The sequence below is a fragment of the Nonomuraea zeae genome (assembly GCF_005889725.1).
Classification (GTDB): Bacteria; Actinomycetota; Actinomycetes; order Streptosporangiales; family Streptosporangiaceae; genus Nonomuraea; species Nonomuraea zeae.
Genome location: NZ_VCKX01000077.1, coordinates 1 through 17,136, shown reverse-complemented (window position 1 = coordinate 17,136; position 17,136 = coordinate 1). Strand labels below are relative to the sequence as shown.

The following is a 17,136-nucleotide window of genomic DNA, read 5'->3' as shown; positions in this document are numbered from 1 at the left end:
TGTTCTGTCAGAGGCGTCAAATGCTTCCCGTCCGTCGCAATGAGCCCCCTGACACCCCACATTTCTGCCATCCGGTGTCTTCCTGGCGTCGTTTCGCTGTCGCCAAGCTGCTTTCCACCCTTAAATGTGGCATCGTTCCCGCATGGCGACGCGGTTCGGTTTGCTGGGCGACCTTGAGGTGGTGCGCGACGGGCTTCGGGTAGCCGTGCCAGCGCTCAAGCAGCGCATCGCCCTGGCCACCCTGCTCTTGCAGGCCAACCAGCACGTATCGTTCGATCTGCTCGCCGAACGGATGTGGGACGGGCCGGAGGCTCCAGACGATGCCCGCGGTGCCGTTCAGACACACATCGGCAGATTGCGTCGCACCCTGCTCGACCGTGGCGACGACCAGCAGCTGATCCACACCCGGGAGGAGGGGTATGTCCTCAACCTCGCGGCGGAAGACCTCGACGTCACCGTCTTCCTTGATCTCGTCAGCCGGGCCAAGAGAGCGGGCCAGGCCGGCGATGAGGAGGGTGAGGCCGATCTGCTCCAGCGAGCACTGGCCTTGTGGCGCGGCCCTGCTCTTGTCGACGTGCCCTCGGAGTCGCTGTATCGCGATCACGTTGTGGTGCTGAACGAACAGCGGGTGCAGGTGCTGGAGCGCTGGTTCGAGCTCGGGCTGCGGTCGGGCCGGCATGATGAGATAGTCGTGAAGCTCAAAGCGGCCACATCGGCGCACCCGCTGCGCGAGCGCCTGTGGGCCCAGCTCATGCTCGCGCTCTATCGATCAGGTCTGCAGGCCGAGGCGCTGCAGGCCTACCACACGGTCGGCAATGTGCTCCGGCAGGAGCTGGGCGTCGATCCCAGCGACGAGCTGCGGAAGCTGCATCACGATATCCTCACCGGCGATCGTGGCCTGCTGATACCTCCTACGCCGAGCAACACGGCCGTCGTTCCCGAGCTGCTGAACGTCGTGGCCGCCCAGCCATCGCGAACCGGCGGCTTCGCCTCCGCTCCGTCGGCCGCGCCTCCTCGGCAGTTGCCCGCTGACATAGCGCACTTCACTGGCCGCCTCGCGCAGCTGGCGATGCTGGAGAGATTGCTACCCGTGTCCGGCGGCCCGGCGCCGCGGCCGGCCATCCTTGACGGGACCGCGGGAGTGGGCAAGACCACGCTGGCCATCCGCTGGGCACATCTGGCCCGCGGCCACTTCCCAGACGGCCAGCTGTACCTCGATCTCCGCGGTTTCGGACCCGGTGCGCCAGTTGAGCCCGCCACCGCTCTGGAACGGCTGCTGCGGGCACTGGGTGTGGTTGCGGAGCAGCTCCCGGCTGAGCTGGACGCGCGGTCGGCGATGCTGCGCACTCTGCTGGCGCAGCGACGGGCCCTGATACTGCTCGACAACGCCCGCGACGAGGCACAGGTACGCCCTTTGCTTCCCGGCGGGGAATCGCAGGTGGTGATCACGAGCCGCAATCAGTTGCGCGGGTTGATCGCCCGAGAAGGCGCGTTCCGCGTCACCCTCGACGTCTTCTCGCCGGATGAAGCTCATTCCCTGCTGGTCGCGCTTTTGGACGAAGACCGCCTCCGTGCCGCACCACGGGCGGAGACTGAGCTCGGCGAACTTTGCTCCCGCCTCCCCTTGGCTCTCAGCATCGCGGCGGCCAATCTCGACGCCAACCCGCACCTGAGCCTGGCCGCCTACGTAAAAGAGCTTCGCGAAGGCAACCGATTGGCCGCCCTCGAGGCCGGAAGCGACGAGGCAGCAGCCGTGCGGGCCACCTTGGACCTGTCCTACACGGCCCTGCCCGAGCCACAGCGCAAGCTTTTTCGCCTGCTCGGGCTGATGCCGGGCGCGGATTTCACCGCAGAGGCCACAGATGCCCTGGCCGGCTGCTCGGCAGCCGAGACGAGACGCAGTCTGGACCTACTCGCCTCCTTCCACCTGATCCGGACGCACGCTCCCGGCCGCTATACCTTCCATGACCTGCTACGCCTCTACGCCGCCGAACACGCCCACGCCGACGAAACCCCTGACGAACAGACGGAGGCCAGGCAGCGCCTCTACGATTGGCACCTCCACAGCGTTCTGGCCGCCGCCCGGCTACTCCACCCCCATTGGGTACGGCTGCCGCCACCGCCGCTCATGGGCACCGTGCAGCCTGCGACCTTCGACACCCAGGAACGTGCCGTGGCCTGGTTGGAGACCGAACACGCCAATCTGGTGGCGATGATCCATGACGCGTCGCGGCGCGGTCAGCGCGAGAGCGTGTGGCTGCTGACCGACGCACTGCGCGGCCACTTCTGGATGAGCAGACGCCTGGAGGACTGGCTCGCCTGTGCCCAGGCCGCCCTTGCCGCCGCCGTCGCAGCCGGCAACCCGGCGGCCGAGGCCGTGATTCAGCTGAGTCTGGCCAACGTCCAGACGTTCCAAGACCGGCCTGAACGGTCGATGGAGCCATATGCGCGCGCCTTGTCGCTCGCGGAGGAGATCGGCTGGCTCGACTGCCAGGCCTTCGCCCTTGACGGGCTGGCCAACGCCCATCTGCGCCTGGGATATCCGCAACAGGCGGTCGAACACCTCAACAGGGCTCTCACCCGGCGAACGGACCACGAACGTGGCATGGATACGTATCTCAACAATTTGGCGGTCGCCTACAACCAGCTCGGGCAGCTGGAGCTCGCCCTCGATCACCTCCATCAGGCCCTGAACCTCGCCGATGACAACCCCGCCGTCTACGTCTGCAACATGGGGGAGGTCGAGCACGGCCTGGGACGCCTCGACAAGGCGTCCCTGTACCTCAACGAGGGCATCTCCCTCAGCCGCCAGTCGGGTGACCGCGGCGTGGAACTGGAGTGCCTGGTCCTGCTGGCAGCCGTTCACCGCGATCTCGGGCACTACTCCGAGGCGCTCGATCTCAGTGCTCAGGCGCTGGCGATGAGCCGGGACCTCGAGGACCGTCTCCTGGAGGCGGGCGCTCTGAACGTCATGGGCGCAGTCCATCACCATCTCGGTCGATACCGCGAGGCCTTGGACTATCGGCAGCAGGCGCTCGACGCGTCGAGACAGGGCAACAATCGTCACCCCGAAGTAGCCAGCTTGATCGGCCTGGCCAGGGCCGCCAGGAGCCTCGGCCGCCTCACGGAAGCCGCCGCACACGCCGAACAAGCCCGCACGATCGCCCACGACCGCTCCTTCCGCGTGCTGGAGGGTCTCGCCCTGACCGCGCTCGCCGAGACCGGCATCGCCCGTGGTGCGCGAGCCGATGCCATCACCCAGGTCAATGAGGCCATTCGCCTGCATCGCGAGACAGGCCACCGCCTCGGTGAGGCCCAAGCCCTTCGGGTGCTCGGCGACGCGCTCCATGAAGAGGGCGGAACGCGCGCCGCCGCGCCGTACTGGCGAGAGGCGCTCGCGCTGTTCTCCGCGGTCGGCAGCCCCGAGGCCGCCGAGGTCCGCCTCCTCATACAGGAGGAGGGGAGCAACGGCCCGCGCCGCGAGACGTGGTGGCGCGAATGAACGTCTCCAGAGGCGCACCGGCTCGCGGGCGGCGATGCCCCAGCCGTCCTTGATCTGCTGGACGGCTCGTAGGGACGAAGGTGTCCGTGCGCAGGTAAGCCGGCTACCTCGGCCCTTACGTCACGTGATCGCATGGAGGGCCGCCGGTGCTCGCCCGCTGCGCTTGCGAGCACGATCTGACCAGCATGAGCGCCGTCGTGTACGCCACGCCATAGCCGGCAGGCAGCAGCTGGTGAGGGCCGGTCACGGCGGCGGCCAGGCTGGTCACCGACACTGCGGCGAGCGCCCAGGCGGCCGCCGTTGTTTCTCCCGCGGCCGCGGCTTTCACTGCGAACCCGCCCAGGACGCCGGAGGCGGCGAGGAGATCCAGCAGCAGCCACACATCAAGGACACCCGCTTCCACCAGCAGCTGGAACAGCGGCGGTGGAAGTGATGGCGTCCAGATCCAGGTGAGCCCGTCGGCCAGGTTGACCGCCGGCGGAACAGCCACCGAAAGCCCCAGCAGCCCCACGCTCCAGCCCCGGTGCTTCCACGCCGGGACGGTCATGACTCTCCTCCTGCTGAGACCGGACGACTGAAGCGGTCGCGTCATGCGAGCCTCATCGATCAAGGACGGAGCTGTCCACCGTCATCGCCGCCATTCACCGCTGCATTCCGGCCAGATTCCGACGCGAGAACACGCCGCCATCCGCGTCACCGGAGCCGGACCTCGCCGGCCGGCGTCACGCGGCAGCCCGCCGGCGGCGGAGGGTCGTGCTCACTGCCCCTGTTCCTCCAGGATGGGCGGCAGGCCACTGGCGGCGATGACGGAGGGGCCCCCGAACATGGTGATGCGGCTGGTCCCGGTTGTCGTGACGGCGAGCCCGTATGCGTGGTAGCCCTCGTCCTTGCGGACGTAGCAGGCCGCGGCGGGCTGGCTCTTGGCCGCGGCCGGCACCGGCCGCCGGCGGCCAGGGGATCCCAGCACGGGTGTGGCCAGGAACGGCACACACGTCGCCATGCCATCGAACCAGGTGCCGGCCGCCGTCGCCTCCAGGGCGACGTCGTCACGAAGGATCGCCTGCAAGGCGGCCGCATCCGACTTCTCGAAGGCCCCCATGTATCTCGCCAGCAGTTCGCGCGCCCGCGGATCGGAGGGCTCTATGACGTGATCCGTGGTCGGGGCGTCCTGCTCCAGCGTGGCGCGGGCCCGCTGGAGCAGGCTTTTGACGGCCGGGACACTCGTGCCCAGCATGCGCGCGACTTCGGCGGCGGGGAACGCCAGGACTTCCCGGAGGATGAGCACGACCCGTTGCCGCGCGGGCAGATGACGCAGGGTGACGATCAGCGCCAGGCGCAGACTTTCCCGCGCCGTGACGATGGCGGCCGGATCCTGCGACTCCGGTTCCACGAGCGCGTCCAGAATCGGCTGGATCCATGGGACGTCTGGGTCGGCGGCGGGCGACGGCGCGTACGGATCGTCACCAGGGTGCATGAGCCCCGACGGCAGCACCTTGCGGCTGGCGTGCTCCAGAGCGGTCAGGCACGCGTTGGTGGCGATGCGATAGAGCCAAGTGCGCACCGACGACCTGCCCTCGAACCGCCCGAACGCCCGCCAGGCACGCAGATACGTCTCCTGCACCAGGTCCTCGGCCTCCTCCAGCGATCCCAGCATGCGGTAGCAGTGGGCGAGTAACTCGCGCCGGTAGGGATCGGTGCTGCTGACGAAGTCAAGGGTGGAGTCGTCGCTTGACACTGTTCGGTTTCCCCTTTTGCACAGGTCGAGGTGACCCTGTCTCCGGCCTGCCCTTGCGGTGCCGGGGGTCAGGCCGCCGGAAAATACGAAAGCGGCGCCGATCGGATGGGAGCGGGCTCGTTCGCCCATCGCCGATTTACTTAGAGCCGCCTTCGAGCTCGCCGGCGACCCTGACCTCACGCGCCGAGCAGTCCTGATCGTCGTAAGTCCGGGCCAGCATCTCTGAGACCTCCCCAGGGACGCTTGCATGATGCTACCTACCCCCCTACATTACTAGCTTCATGCAAGCAAGTTAGGTGAATGCAGGGAGAATCCGCGGCGATGGGCAGATTGACGGCCTGGTCGCTGTTGTGACGGGTGGCGGCAGCGGCCTGGCAACGGCGAAACGGTTCCACCAGGAGGGCGCCCGCGTCGCCATCGCCGGACGGGACCGGCAGCGGCTCCGCCAAGCCGCTACCTCGATCGGCGGCAACGTCCTCACCGTCACAGCCGACATCAGCCTGCTGGAGGAGATCGACCTGCTGCTCTCCACTGTCACGCGCGAACTCGGCCAGATCGACGTGCTCTTCGTCAATGCCGGCTTCAAAGGGTTCCAGCCGCTTCAGGATGCGACGGAAAGCTTCTTCGACGAAGCCTTCGATGTCAACGCCAAAGGCGCGTTCTTCACTCTGCAGAAGGCGATCCCGCATCTCAACGACGGAGGCGCCGTCGTCCTGTGCGGTCTGGCTCCGGTCGATCCGGCGTGGCGCCGGCCCGGAACCAGCGTCTACACCGCGTCCAAGGCCGCCCTGCGGTCATTCGCCCGTAGCGCGGCGGCCGAACTCGCACCGCGGCGGATCCGGGTGAACGTCGTGAGCCCCGGCCCGATCGACGTATCCGGCCCCGCCCTTCTCCCACAGGCGGAGACGGCCGAGCGGATGCGCCAGATGGCCGCCGCGGCACCCATGAACCGGCTCGGCACACCCGCGGAAGTAGCCGGCGTCGTCGCATTCCTCGCTTCCAGTGACGCCTCCTACGTCACGGGCCAGGAGATCGTCGTGGACGGCGGCATATCGTAGCCGTCCGGTGCCGATGACCGCCTTATTCGTAGCACCCGGCCGCCCGGCGGGCGAACACCGCCCGCTCAAATCCGGCCCGCAGACCCACAGCGCGTACAACACCCCGAACAGCTCCCGGACCACCTCAGCGACCTGCAGAGTCAGTATTCAGGCGAAGGTTGGCAGGACGCTCCCTTGCTGAGCTGTTTCCACACAGTGGATCATAAGCAGGCGCCTTTCTGGATCCCGCAGACATCACACTCCAGAAGGAGCATTCATCTCCGACGCCGGCGGTACCAGCTTGCCTGGGGCCGCCGGTTGGGAGTGGCGTGTGCCCGCCGATCTGGTCACCGCTTCGCGTCGCATAGCGAGTGCGGTGACCAGATCGGCAATCGCGACCAGCGGCTCCTCTCGCGGCCACCACGGTTCGCCCCTCCCCCCTGGCGGGACCGTCCGGGCGATCAGGCGAGCGTCGGCACCGGCTCCACGACCACCTCCCCGGCGCCCAGCCCGCCGATCTCGGCCACTCGATGCGGGCCGGGGACCGACTCAACGAGCCTTGACCCGATCTGCCGAACGAGGTGAACACCACCGCAAGCCTCACCTGACGCCGCGGAGGGCCGCGCCCCAGGATTCGGATGCCGGGATAGAGACCGACCTGACGCGAGTCGTGACTGTGCTCGCATTCCAGCACTGCGACCGGCTCACCGTCCAAGGCCATCTCAGCGGCATGGCGGTGAGCGCGGGCCGTGGCGGAATCCACACCGACCAAGTCAAGGTCGACCTGCCCACGGGTTGGCGGCCTCGGTGATCGTCGCCCGCATCCACTACTCGAGCACGCCGATCGTTGCCCATGACCGGAAGCGGTCCCCCGACCAGAACCACACCGGCAGCCCGGCAAGGCCGTCCGCTACGCAGGCTCGTGGTCATGACGGACACTGCGCTGCCCTGCCCCCTGTGCGCGAACGTGATGGAGGCGGGGATTGTGGTCGGCAGGTCACCTGGAGTCAAGTTCAAGAAGCAGATGAGCATGCTGGGTGACATCGGTGGCGTGCGGCTGACGCGTGGATTCGGCTACCGGAGCGTCGACGCGCTGCGCTGCGATGCCTGCAGCACCGTGGTCATACCGGGAAGCTGAGCCGGCTCACCAACACGGCACCGTGCAGGAGCCTCCGCTGGGGACGTCCCGTGCGTGCTGCGCGACGGCCGTCCCGCGCTGGGCGACGCGCATACCTGCCGGCCCGGCGCCATCTCCGGAAAGCGCCGCCGCCGCCCCGAGACGGCGGGACGGCTGCGCCCGTCCGCCGCGTCCAAGTCAGTTGACAAACTGCTGGGCGCTGCCTTCCCGCCCAAGGAATGCCAGGAGTCGGTCGCTGGGGCCGGCCAGGGGCGACACAAGAACCGGACGCCCGAAATCGCCTGCCCGGGCATCGTCCGTGACCAGCATCGGGACGATTTCCATGATGCCCGAGGCGAGCGCCGCCGGGATCGGCTTGCGGACGTTGCAGGAACACGCGATGTCCCACCCGTGGATGGCGACCTCGACCACGCCGACGGCGATCATGATGTCGCGTGACAGGACGCGGTCCGCGATGGCGACGGAACTCTCGTCGCCACTTGCGGGTGTGACCGCGGCGAGGAACTGCCGGGCCCTGCCGGTGAACGTCTGTACGAGGTTGTCCGCCGGCAAGTCGCCGGGCACGGCCATCGGGTCACCGGCGATGAAACCCAGGACGGCCCCTTCATGCAGGATGGCGAGGGAATCATTGACGTGGGAAAGAAGCTCCGCGAGATTCCATTCGGCACAGGGAGTCTGATGTGTCAGCGACTCTTGCGTGATGTGAGAAACACATTCAAGCGCGTATTCGATGGCGGGCGGCAGCAGCCAGGACACGTCCTTGTCAATCATCTTGTCGCTCCTTGCCACGGTGCTGACTGGGAAAGCCCGGCGGTCACAGGTCGTCGAGTGAACCGCCCCGGCTTTGATGGAGACCTCAGCGGTTGATTGCCAGGGCTTCGTGGGGGTGGTGTTGAGCGTAGTAGATCGCCTCGAACTCCTCGGGCGGGAGGTGCCCGATGGCTGAGTGCAGGCGGGTGGTGTTGAACCAAGCCACCCATTCAGCGGTGGCCAGTTCCACGTCGGCCAGGCTGCGCCAAGGGCCTCGGGGCTTGATCAGCTCGGTCTTGAACAGGCCGATCTGCGATTCCATCAGGGCGTTGTCGAGCGCGTCGCCGACCGTGCCGATGGAGGCGTCGATGCCGGCCGCCAGCAGATGGGTGGTGAACCGGAAAGACGTGTATTGACTGCCCGCGTCCGAGTGATGAATCAGTCCCGGCCCGACCGGGTGTCCGGTGCGCTCGCGCCGCCACAAGGCCATGTCCAGGGCGTCCAGCACGAGGGTGGTGTGCTTGGTCAGCGAGGCGGCCCAGCCGACGATCGCCCGGGAGTAGATGTCGACGACGAACGCTACGTAGACCACCCCGCACCAGGCCGTCACGTGGGTGAAGTCGGCCACCCAGGTGGCGTTCGGCCGCTCGGCGGTGAAGTCGCGTCGCAGCCGGTCGGCCGCCCGCTCATGTCCTGGATCGGGCGTCGTGGTGCGGATCTTCTTGCCCCGGCGCGCGCCCTGCAGGCCGAGCGCGCGCATACGCCGCTCGACGGTGCAGCGGGCCACCCGATGCCCCTCCCGCAGCAGGTGCTGCCAGACCTTGCGGGCGCCGTAGACGCCGTAGTTGGCGGCGTGGATGCGCTGGATGTGTTCGTCCAGTTCGGCGTCGCGCACCGCCCGCGTCGAGGGCGGGCGGTTCTTGGCGGCGTAGTAGGTGCTGGTGGAGATGGGGCAGCCGTGTTCGGTCAGGACACGGCAGATCGGCTCGACACCGAACACGCCGGCGTGCTGGTCGATGAAGGTCACGAGTGCGTGTGTGGCCGGTCGAGCTCGGCCGCGAAGAAAGCCGACGCGGCCTTCAGGATCTCGTTGGCGCGCCGGAGTTCGGCGTTCTCCCGGCGCAGCCGCTTCAGCTCGGCCGCCTCCTCCGTGCTGCGGCCGGGCCGGTTGCCCTCGTCGATCTGGGCCTGGCGGACCCAGGTGCGCAGTGTCTCCGCGGTGCCGATGCCGAGCTTGGTCGCCACCGCGTTGATCGTGGCCCACTCGGTCGGGTAATCCGGCCGCACCTCGGCGACCATCCGCACCGCTCGGCGACGCAGTTCAGCGGGATAGGGAGACTTACCAGGCATGGACTCGATCCTCTCAAGAGATCAAGTCTCCACCGAACCCGGGGCGATTCAGAGCTCCCTGGAACGGATCCGTTGTGCCGGCAGAGTCACACGTCGTCGCCTCAGCCGGCACGATCTCCTCGCAAGCCCTGGGTCCTGCGGCAGATATCGACGGGCTGGCATTTCCGGTGCGGCCTTCACTAGAGAAGACCCGCACGGGGCCCGAAAAGCATCGGATGACGTACTCGGCATCTGTGAGGCGAGCGGTCACCGAAGCCGGCGTTCGCCCCCCGACGGTCGGTGGACGGCGAGCAGCCCTGAAATCGGTGCGGCCACGGGCCGGTCGCGGCCTGCCGGGCAAGGAGGCCTCACCCCGGGCCTCACCCCAATGAGACACGTTGGTCACGCGACCGATTCCTTTCCGCTCCGGGTCCGGTCCCTATCTGTGAGGCCGCCGCTAATCGACGTTCGCAAAGGGATGAATGACCGCACGCAACAGCGATCCACGATCACGCCAGTGCCGCCGGCGGCGAGGCGATCATCGACGTTGGCTCCGTGATCCGCGACGACGTGAATCGTCCCCGCCGGAGGGAAGACGATGAGCGCATAGACCCTCCACCCGGCTGACGCCGGTACCGCCCGTCCCCTTGACTTGGGAAGGGCCGGCAACAGCACTCGATCGTCGCGTACGCGACGGCGCAGCGACTGAAGCGACTCAAATCGCCAACAGGATGCGCCAGTCGCGCCCTCGGCATGCGACCGCTGAGTCGATCCCGGATTTCAGTCGCTTCAGTCGCTGTTCGAGTCGAGCAGGGCTCGGTGAGCTGCGCTTCCTCCCAGCCGTCAACGGCATCGCGCCTTGCCTGAGGGTCAAGCAGCGACAGCCCGACCTTGCCCCATCAAGTCGCTGTCGTTGAGTCGCAGCCGAAACCACAGGTCAGCGTCTGAAAGGAGCCTCCAGAGCGACCGAAGCGACGCGACCTCAGAACAACCCCGAACCGCCGCCTCCCCGATCTCATAGGTGGTCAGCCTTGGTCGCTTCAGTCGCTCGCGATGCGGCAGAATGGCCTTTGAGCTGGGACTGACCTCTCGGGCGAAGGCGACCACCCGGCGAGCGCTCCGCGGCGAAAGGTGTGCCGAGTCGCTTCCACAGGTCATCATCGGCAAACGCCCCTCCGAGGTGAGCCGTCGGCTAGGCTTTTAACGCCAGACCAAAACTTCAGTCGCTTCAGTCGCTCCGGTCACTTTCGCAGCGAGGCACACCCGCCATCAGGGCGACGTTCTCACAGGGCAGCGACTCAGCCGACATCCAACCAGCGACAGGGAGGGACGACGTGACGCTGCACTCCGATCACCACAGTCAGCACGCGGCGTTCGCCCTCCCCCGGCCTCTGGCCATCGCCCAGTGGTGCGCCGGTCAGGCGTGGCCGGTGCACCCGCTGCGGCCGGGCGCGAAGACCCCTGCGGGAAACTGCGCGACGTGCAGCGAGCGGGGCCACACGACACGGGGATGCCCCTGTCTGACGCAAGGCCGCTGGTGTCATGGGTTCCTCGCCGCCACGCTCGATGAGGACCTCATCACCTCCTGGTGGAGACATACCCCGCGCTTCGGGGTGGGGGTGGCTTGCGGTCCGGCCGGACTGGTGGTGATCGACGTCGACGCCCATCCCACCCCGGTCCCCGACCGCGGACGTCTCCTGCCCGGCATCACCATCGATCCCCGGGTCGACCTGTCAGGGCTGGCCAACGGTTTCCACACCATCGCCCTCCTCGCCGCGCTGCGCGGCGAGCCGAGTCCCGCCGACGACGAATCCACCCTGCGTGTACGCACCCCCTCAGGAGGCCTGCATGTGTGGTACCGGGCGGCTCCTGGCGAAATGTACCTGTGCTCCACCGGGTCGGGCCCCGGCCGTGCGCTGGCCTGGCAGGTCGATGTGCGCGCCACCGGCGGGTACATCATCGCGCCGGGGACACGGACGAAGGACGGTGCTTACATCGCCGTCGGTGAGTGCAGACAGCCCGCACTCCTGCCCTCGTGGCTGCGCCATGAGCTGATCAGGACGGGCCACCTGGTCTCCCAGGAGACGGCGCCCAAGACGCCCGCGGTTCCGCCGCGCGCCCGTCTGGCCGTGCTGGAGGCCGGCGGCGGCTCGGACACCGTGGGCGACCGCACGTTACGACGCCTCGTCGCGGACGTGGAGGCCTGCCGCCTGGTGCCGGAAGGAGCCGGGTTCAGCGCGAAGCTCAACCGGGCCGCCTACACCGCCGGCGGCCTCGTCGCCGCCGGCTATCTCACGCACGGCATCGCCCACGCCATCCTGACCCGGGCCGCACAGCACGCCCGCCCCGGCCAGGAACGACGGTTCGAGCGCATCATCGACTCCGGCCTGGCCGCTGGGCAGCGCCGCCCGTTCCATCCCCAGGAACGGCCGTGAACCCGTCCAAAGACCGAGACGAATTCGACCCGATCGCCGCCGCCCAGCAGATCCTCGACCTGTCCGAGGCCGCGGGCCCCAAGTTGCCGCCGAACCGCCAGGAACAGCCCACCCCGATCGCCAGTGAGGGTCTCCTGCCCGACAGCCTGACCGACCGGGGCAACGCCAAACTGTTCGTGCGCCTCCATGGCCGCGACTTCCGGCACGTCCCCGGCATGGGCTGGTTCCGCTGGGCCCATCATCGGTGGGTGCTCGACGAGAGCGATGCCGTCATGTGGGCCGCGGGCGAGATGGCGGAGCAACTCGCGACCTTCGACCCCCGGGGCCGCCACAGCTCCGCCGAGTTGCGACGGCATCGGCGGCGCGCGCTGTCCACCACGGGGATGCACGCCCTCCTGGCTCAGGCGAAGGCGGCTCCGGGCATGGTCCTGGCGCCGTCGCTGCTCGACGCCGACCCCTATGCGCTGTGCACTCCGGCGGGGGTCGTGGATCTACGCAGTGGCGTCATCTCGGCCCCCGATCCCCGGAAGCAGCCACACTCGCGTTCCACCACCGTCTCCCCTCAGCCCTCGGCCACGCCCCGGTGGCGGCGCTTCCTTGAGGACACCTTCGGAAGCGACGACGAAGGACAACAGACGATCGACTTCCTCCACGTCCTGCTCGGCTACTCGATCACCGGCGACGTCGGCGCCCAGGTCATGCCGTTCCTGTACGGTCAGGGCAAGAACGGCAAGTCCGTTCTGGTCGAGGTGATGCTGCAACTGCTGGGCGATTACGCCGATGCGGCACCTCCCGGCTTCCTGATGGCCAAGACCTTCGACGGGCACCCGACCGAGCTGGCCGAGCTGCGCGGCCGACGCATCATCGTGTGCTCGGAGCTCAAGCCCGGCGACCGCTTCGACGAGGCGCGTGTCAAGCTCCTCACGGGCGGAGACAAGATCAAGGCCCGCCGGATGCGCCAGGACTTCTTCAGCTTCGACCCCACCCACCACCTCTGGTTGCTCGGCAACCATCGTCCCGAGGTGATGACCGGTGGATTCGCCTTCTGGCGCAGGCTCCGGCTGATCCCGTTCGAGCGAGTCGTCGCCGAAGACCGCAAGATCGACAACCTTGCCCGCATCCTCGTCCAGGAAGAGGGATCGGGCATCCTGGCCTGGCTGATCGAAGGCGCCGGCCGCTACCTGAAGGGTGAGAAGGACCTGTCCGGACCGCCCCGCGTCCAGCTGGCTACCGACGCCTACGAGGCGACGGAAGATGTCGTCGGCCGGTTCGTCGTCGAGGCGTGCAAGCTCGATCCGACCCTGCGGGCCGAGCAAGCGAGCCTCTACAGCGCTTACACTCGTTGGTGTGGTCACGAAGGAGCAACCCCCGTCTCGGCTCGCGCCTTCGCAGCCCGCGTACGCGACACCCTGGGAATGGCCTCTCCGAAAGAGATGCTTCTGTCGAACTCTCGCAAGTTCTATCCAGGGCTAGGCTTGATCTCCGATCTTGACGGTGAGGAGCTGCAGCGGTGAGCGCTTCGATCACACCCGACAACCTCACGCACGAAACCGAGCTGGTATGGCTCGAGGACATCCAGGACCTCGACTACGTCCGCCAATGCCTCGACCGGCTGCCGACGCGCGGCCGCAAGCCCGCTTACTACCGCAACGGCCGGATGGTGGGCTATGCCATCCTGGGCTCGAGCGCCAAGGGCTCGCCTGTCTCGGGAACCTTTCTGCGACGTGTGTTCTGGCTCGCACCGCATGATCGCGATCAGCAGCCGCAGGGCTTCTACAGCACGGGGGCCCCCGTCGAAGCGGTCGATCCCCGCACCCTGGCGCCGCGCGTGCCTGGCAGGAAGACCGAACGTTCGGAAGGCGGTCCCCCCTCCCCCGCCATGGTCGAGCTGGGGATCACCCTCGACAAGGCGTAGCGAAGACCCGAGCGAGCGAATGCACGACGACGCCCTTGAGTCCGGGCGCGCCGTCGTCGTCGAACATCGGCTGGCATCGGGCCGCTACCCCACCGGCCGGACTGCTCGCAGCCGGACCTGAACGTCCGCCAAGGCAACGTCATCCCCGCAGACGGTGCACCGGATCTCGTGCTCGACCTCCGTGTCGCACTGGTGGTGCACGAACTCCACCGGTCCCGGGCCGACCCATTGATCACCCCATCGCGTCAGCGCGATGATGACCGGCTTGAGCGACTGGCCCATCTCAGTCAGCAGGTACTCCTGATGGCCCGGCCTGGTCTCAAGAGCATGTGTACGGAATATTCCAGCCTCGACCAGGGTGTTGAGGCGTTTGGCCAGAATGTTCGGCGCAATGGCCAGACTGCTCTGAAACTGGGAGTACCGGGTGAAGTGTCGAAAGAGCGCGTCGCGCAGGATCAGCAGGCTCCAGCGTTCGCCGACCAGCTCCAGCGCCCGGGCTGCCGCGCAATCCTCGCCTTCGTACATCCGGCCCAGCATGCATCTCCCCGTTTCTTGCATGATGAAAGCACTCTAGCTAGCATCACGCTACCAGCTCGTTCGAGGGAGGGTGACACCGGCCCGGCCGCATGGCCGTCGCCGACGACTCCGTACCACATGACAAGGACGCACCCCATGAGCAGCCAACAGGCGTCACTGACCCGAGGCCTAGCGATGCCATTCGTGATGGGCGGTGCGGAGCTGCCCGCAGTCGGCACGGCGAACGTGATCGCCGCTGACCGCCAGATCCCCCTCCTTGCGGACAGGAACGCTCCTGACCGCTTATGCCCTGCCGGCCGTCGATCGGTGTGATCACCCTGCTCATTCTAGGAGAGCTCGCAGCGGCGGGTCCGCCGGCTACAAGAATGCGTCGCTGCCCGCACACCGATCATCGCGGCCATCGCAGTGCCGCTGTGCCTGCCCGGCCTTAGCCTTTGCCGGTTCGGTCGCACTTTCCGTCGCACACTGCGGCTGGCCGGAGGACGTGTTCCCCGTCCGGCACAGCGCTTTCGCCCCAGCCGCCGACCTCCATACACCCACCCAGAAGAGGAAGATCAAGATGAGTGACTCACCCAGCAGGAACACCACCGCCGACGATGCCTCCAGCGTCACCGCAACCGCCGCCGCGCTCGGTGTGACCACGCCGAAGCCGGAGAAGAGCGCGGTGTTGCGAGCACTGCACGTCGCGGGTGCCCCCGTGGTACTCCCCAACGCGTGGGACGCGGCCTCGGCACGGATGGTGGAGGCCGCCGGCTTCGCCGCCGTGGCCACGAGCAGCGCCGCAACCTCCCAGATCCTCGGATTCGAGGACGGGGAGGCGACTCCAGTACAGGAGGTCCTGGACGCGACACGGCGGATCGTGCAGGCGGTGCGGTTGCCTGTGACCGTGGACTTCGAGCGCGGATACGGGCTGGCACCGGCAGAGCTGGTCGAGCGGTTCGCCGCGACCGGAGCGGTAGGCCTGAACCTGGAGGATTCAGACCCGGCGAGCGGGAAACTGCTGAGCGTCGGCGAGCAGGCGGATTTCCTGGCCGCCGTCCGCCAGGCGGCGCAGTCCTCGAATGTGGACCTGGTCATCAACGCGCGCACGGACGCGTTCCTGCGCCGCGCGGGTACCCCGGAGGAGCAGCTGGCCACCGCCCTGGAGCGCGGCGTGCGCTACCTCGAGGCGGGCGTCGACTGCGTCTATCCGATCGGGGTGGGCGACCCCACCGTGATCAGGACCCTCACCGAAGGCATCCCCGGCCCCATCAACGTGGCCTACGGCCGCGGCGCCCATTCCCTGGCCGAACTCGCCTCCCTTGGAGTCGCCAGGATCACCTTCGGACCCATGTTTCAACGGCACCTGTACAGCATGCTTGAAACCACGCTCCTGCCCGCCCTCGCCGCTGACGCCAATCCCTTCCAGTAACGACACGATCTCGGCCACGGAACGACGTTCAACCAGGGGGTGCCGCTCCCACCGCGCACGATCGCTACAGCCAGGCGATCGCGTCACGTGCCCGCAGCCGACACGCGCGCCGATGCCCGTGGAGGGAAAACGCGCTGACATCGATTCTGCGCCGCGCCAGTGCAGACCTCTATCACGCCGTCGGAAGGCGCAGGATCGCCCACCTACGTCGATAACAGCGCTCCCATTCTCGCGGCCGTCTCAATGAAACAACGACAAGGACACCGAGATGCTCACTCCGAAGCCCGGCAGCATCCTGCTGGGCACCACTCAGCCCGCGAAACTGCGTGACTGGTATCGCAAGGCGCTCGCACCCGGGCAGACGGACGAAGGGCCAATCGATCTCGGCGGCTTCTGGCTGGTCATCGAACAGCGCGACGACGTCGGCACGAAGAACAACGAGCCGGGCCGAATGATCCTCAACTTCCACGTCGACGACTTCGACGCCGTCGAGGCGCAGCTGCAGGCAGCGGGCGTGGATTGGCTCGTTCCCGCCGAGGATCGCCCCGGCGGCCGCTTCGGGACGTTCGCAGACCCTGATGGAAACTATCTCCAGATCATCCAGCTCAAGCAGGACGCATAGCTCCCTAGCGTCACCACGCGAAACGCCGCCTGGCCTGGCGGCCACAAGCGCTACCTGGCATGCGATTCACCAGGTAGTGCCCGAAGACTGCCGCGTTCCGCTGCCCGGGGTGCCCTGGCAGACGAAGGTCACCCCCGGCCCACAGGCCCAGAGGGGAACGCCCGGTGAACGAGATCACCGCCGCTCAACCTTCGCCGTTCGCTCACGTCATCACCATGCTCCAGCGGCTGGGCCGCTTCCTCTTCCTGCGACCAGCGGACCGTCACCAGGAGTATGCAGAGCGACTCCGGCAGCTCGTTGCGGACCTGACGCCCCTCGGCGGAGCGGCGGCGAAGGTGACCATTCGCGCCGTCAGATGCGTCCACCCACAGGCCGCCGGCGCCGTCGGAGGGCAAGCACAGGCCATACCTCCAGGTCATAGCGATCCCTCGAAGCGGTGTCTTTCCCACAGCGCACCGAAAGAGCCAGGTGCTCGAGCGCTACGACATCGCTGATGGCAAACCCGTGCCTGGCGACGGCGACCCGCAGATCGTGTTCTGCATGGGCGTGGTCGGATCGTTCAGCTTACCGCCCCGACCAGGTATCGCACCTGTGTCCTCTTACCCGCTCCGGGGGGCCCGACCAGAACGAGACGCACTACCGCAGGAAACCTTCGTAGTTACGCTGCTGCAGCTGGCTCTCGATCTGCTTAACCGTGTCCAGGCCGACGCCTACCATGATCAGGA

General features: G+C 67.7%; 14 protein-coding genes. 9 read left to right on the top strand and 5 right to left on the bottom strand.

The genetic code is table 11. The annotated features are described in order from the left end of the window. Window positions 1-142: 142 nt before the first annotated feature. Window positions 143-3,502 carry an AfsR/SARP family transcriptional regulator gene (locus tag ETD85_RS24440; protein ID WP_170246821.1) on the top strand — a complete coding sequence of 1,120 codons (3,360 nt, stop codon included), beginning with the start codon at window positions 143-145 and terminating at the stop codon, window positions 3,500-3,502. A gap of 115 nt (window positions 3,503-3,617) precedes the next feature. Here the strand turns inward: ETD85_RS24440 and ETD85_RS24435 are convergent, their stop codons facing one another. Beyond that, window positions 3,618-4,049, bottom strand: coding sequence for a hypothetical protein (locus ETD85_RS24435; protein ID WP_138692112.1), 432 nt, complete (start codon window positions 4,047-4,049; stop codon window positions 3,618-3,620). 210 nt (window positions 4,050-4,259) lie between these two features. Next, complete coding sequence (locus tag ETD85_RS24430) at window positions 4,260-5,237, bottom strand: RNA polymerase subunit sigma-70 (RefSeq protein ID WP_240779383.1); 978 nt, start codon at window positions 5,235-5,237, stop codon at window positions 4,260-4,262. Between the two features lie 296 nt (window positions 5,238-5,533). Between ETD85_RS24430 and ETD85_RS24425 the strand changes: the two genes are divergently transcribed. Both ETD85_RS24425 and ETD85_RS24420 read left to right on the top strand, forming a co-directional pair. Continuing rightward, window positions 5,534-6,295: an SDR family NAD(P)-dependent oxidoreductase gene (locus tag ETD85_RS24425; protein WP_240779381.1), complete on the top strand. Its 762-nt coding sequence runs from the start codon at window positions 5,534-5,536 to the stop codon at window positions 6,293-6,295. A gap of 907 nt (window positions 6,296-7,202) precedes the next feature. Further along, window positions 7,203-7,412 carry a PF20097 family protein gene (locus tag ETD85_RS24420; protein WP_138692110.1) on the top strand — a complete coding sequence of 70 codons (210 nt, stop codon included), beginning with the start codon at window positions 7,203-7,205 and terminating at the stop codon, window positions 7,410-7,412. 177 nt (window positions 7,413-7,589) lie between these two features. Here the strand turns inward: ETD85_RS24420 and ETD85_RS24415 are convergent, their stop codons facing one another. Both ETD85_RS24415 and ETD85_RS24410 read right to left on the bottom strand, forming a co-directional pair. Then, on the bottom strand, window positions 7,590-8,183 hold the full coding sequence (locus ETD85_RS24415) for a maleylpyruvate isomerase family mycothiol-dependent enzyme (RefSeq protein WP_138692109.1): 594 nt from the start codon (window positions 8,181-8,183) through the stop codon (window positions 7,590-7,592). 85 nt (window positions 8,184-8,268) lie between these two features. Then, window positions 8,269-9,512, bottom strand: a protein-coding gene (locus tag ETD85_RS24410) for an IS3 family transposase (protein WP_138692108.1) whose coding sequence is annotated in 2 segments (ribosomal slippage) — window positions 8,269-9,230 and window positions 9,230-9,512 — 1,245 coding nt in all. Because the reading frame shifts where the segments join, the coding sequence is not laid out codon by codon here. A 1,313-nt stretch (window positions 9,513-10,825) separates the two neighbouring features. Between ETD85_RS24410 and ETD85_RS24405 the strand changes: the two genes are divergently transcribed. The 3 genes from ETD85_RS24405 (at window position 10,826) to ETD85_RS24395 (ending at window position 13,841) form a co-directional block, all read left to right on the top strand. Continuing rightward, window positions 10,826-11,926 carry a bifunctional DNA primase/polymerase gene (locus tag ETD85_RS24405; protein ID WP_206058521.1) on the top strand — a complete coding sequence of 367 codons (1,101 nt, stop codon included), beginning with the start codon at window positions 10,826-10,828 and terminating at the stop codon, window positions 11,924-11,926. Between the two features lie 83 nt (window positions 11,927-12,009). Beyond that, window positions 12,010-13,440 carry a DNA primase family protein gene (locus ETD85_RS24400; RefSeq protein ID WP_206058519.1) on the top strand — a complete coding sequence of 477 codons (1,431 nt, stop codon included), beginning with the start codon at window positions 12,010-12,012 and terminating at the stop codon, window positions 13,438-13,440. Then, entirely contained in the window at window positions 13,437-13,841 is a 405-nt protein-coding gene (locus tag ETD85_RS24395) for a DUF6009 family protein (RefSeq protein ID WP_138692106.1), read from the top strand. The genes ETD85_RS24400 and ETD85_RS24395 overlap by 4 nt, the downstream gene beginning before the upstream one ends. A gap of 84 nt (window positions 13,842-13,925) precedes the next feature. On the opposite strand, the gene ETD85_RS24390 is transcribed toward ETD85_RS24395, so the two are convergent. After that, complete coding sequence (locus ETD85_RS24390) at window positions 13,926-14,366, bottom strand: winged helix-turn-helix transcriptional regulator (RefSeq protein ID WP_170246820.1); 441 nt, start codon at window positions 14,364-14,366, stop codon at window positions 13,926-13,928. A 496-nt stretch (window positions 14,367-14,862) separates the two neighbouring features. Here ETD85_RS24390 and ETD85_RS24385 point away from each other — a divergent pair, with 496 nt between their 5' ends. The 3 genes from ETD85_RS24385 to ETD85_RS64760 form a co-directional block, all read left to right on the top strand. After that, the gene (locus tag ETD85_RS24385) at window positions 14,863-15,789 is read left to right on the top strand and encodes an isocitrate lyase/PEP mutase family protein (protein WP_240779379.1); all 927 of its coding nucleotides are present in this window, start codon (window positions 14,863-14,865) and stop codon (window positions 15,787-15,789) included. Window positions 15,790-16,057: 268 nt separating this feature from the next. Further along, entirely contained in the window at window positions 16,058-16,411 is a 354-nt protein-coding gene (locus ETD85_RS24380; RefSeq protein ID WP_138692104.1) for a VOC family protein, read from the top strand. A gap of 468 nt (window positions 16,412-16,879) precedes the next feature. After that, a partial coding sequence (locus tag ETD85_RS64760) for a hypothetical protein (RefSeq protein ID WP_206058517.1) occupies window positions 16,880-17,136 on the top strand: 257 nt, incomplete at its 3' end.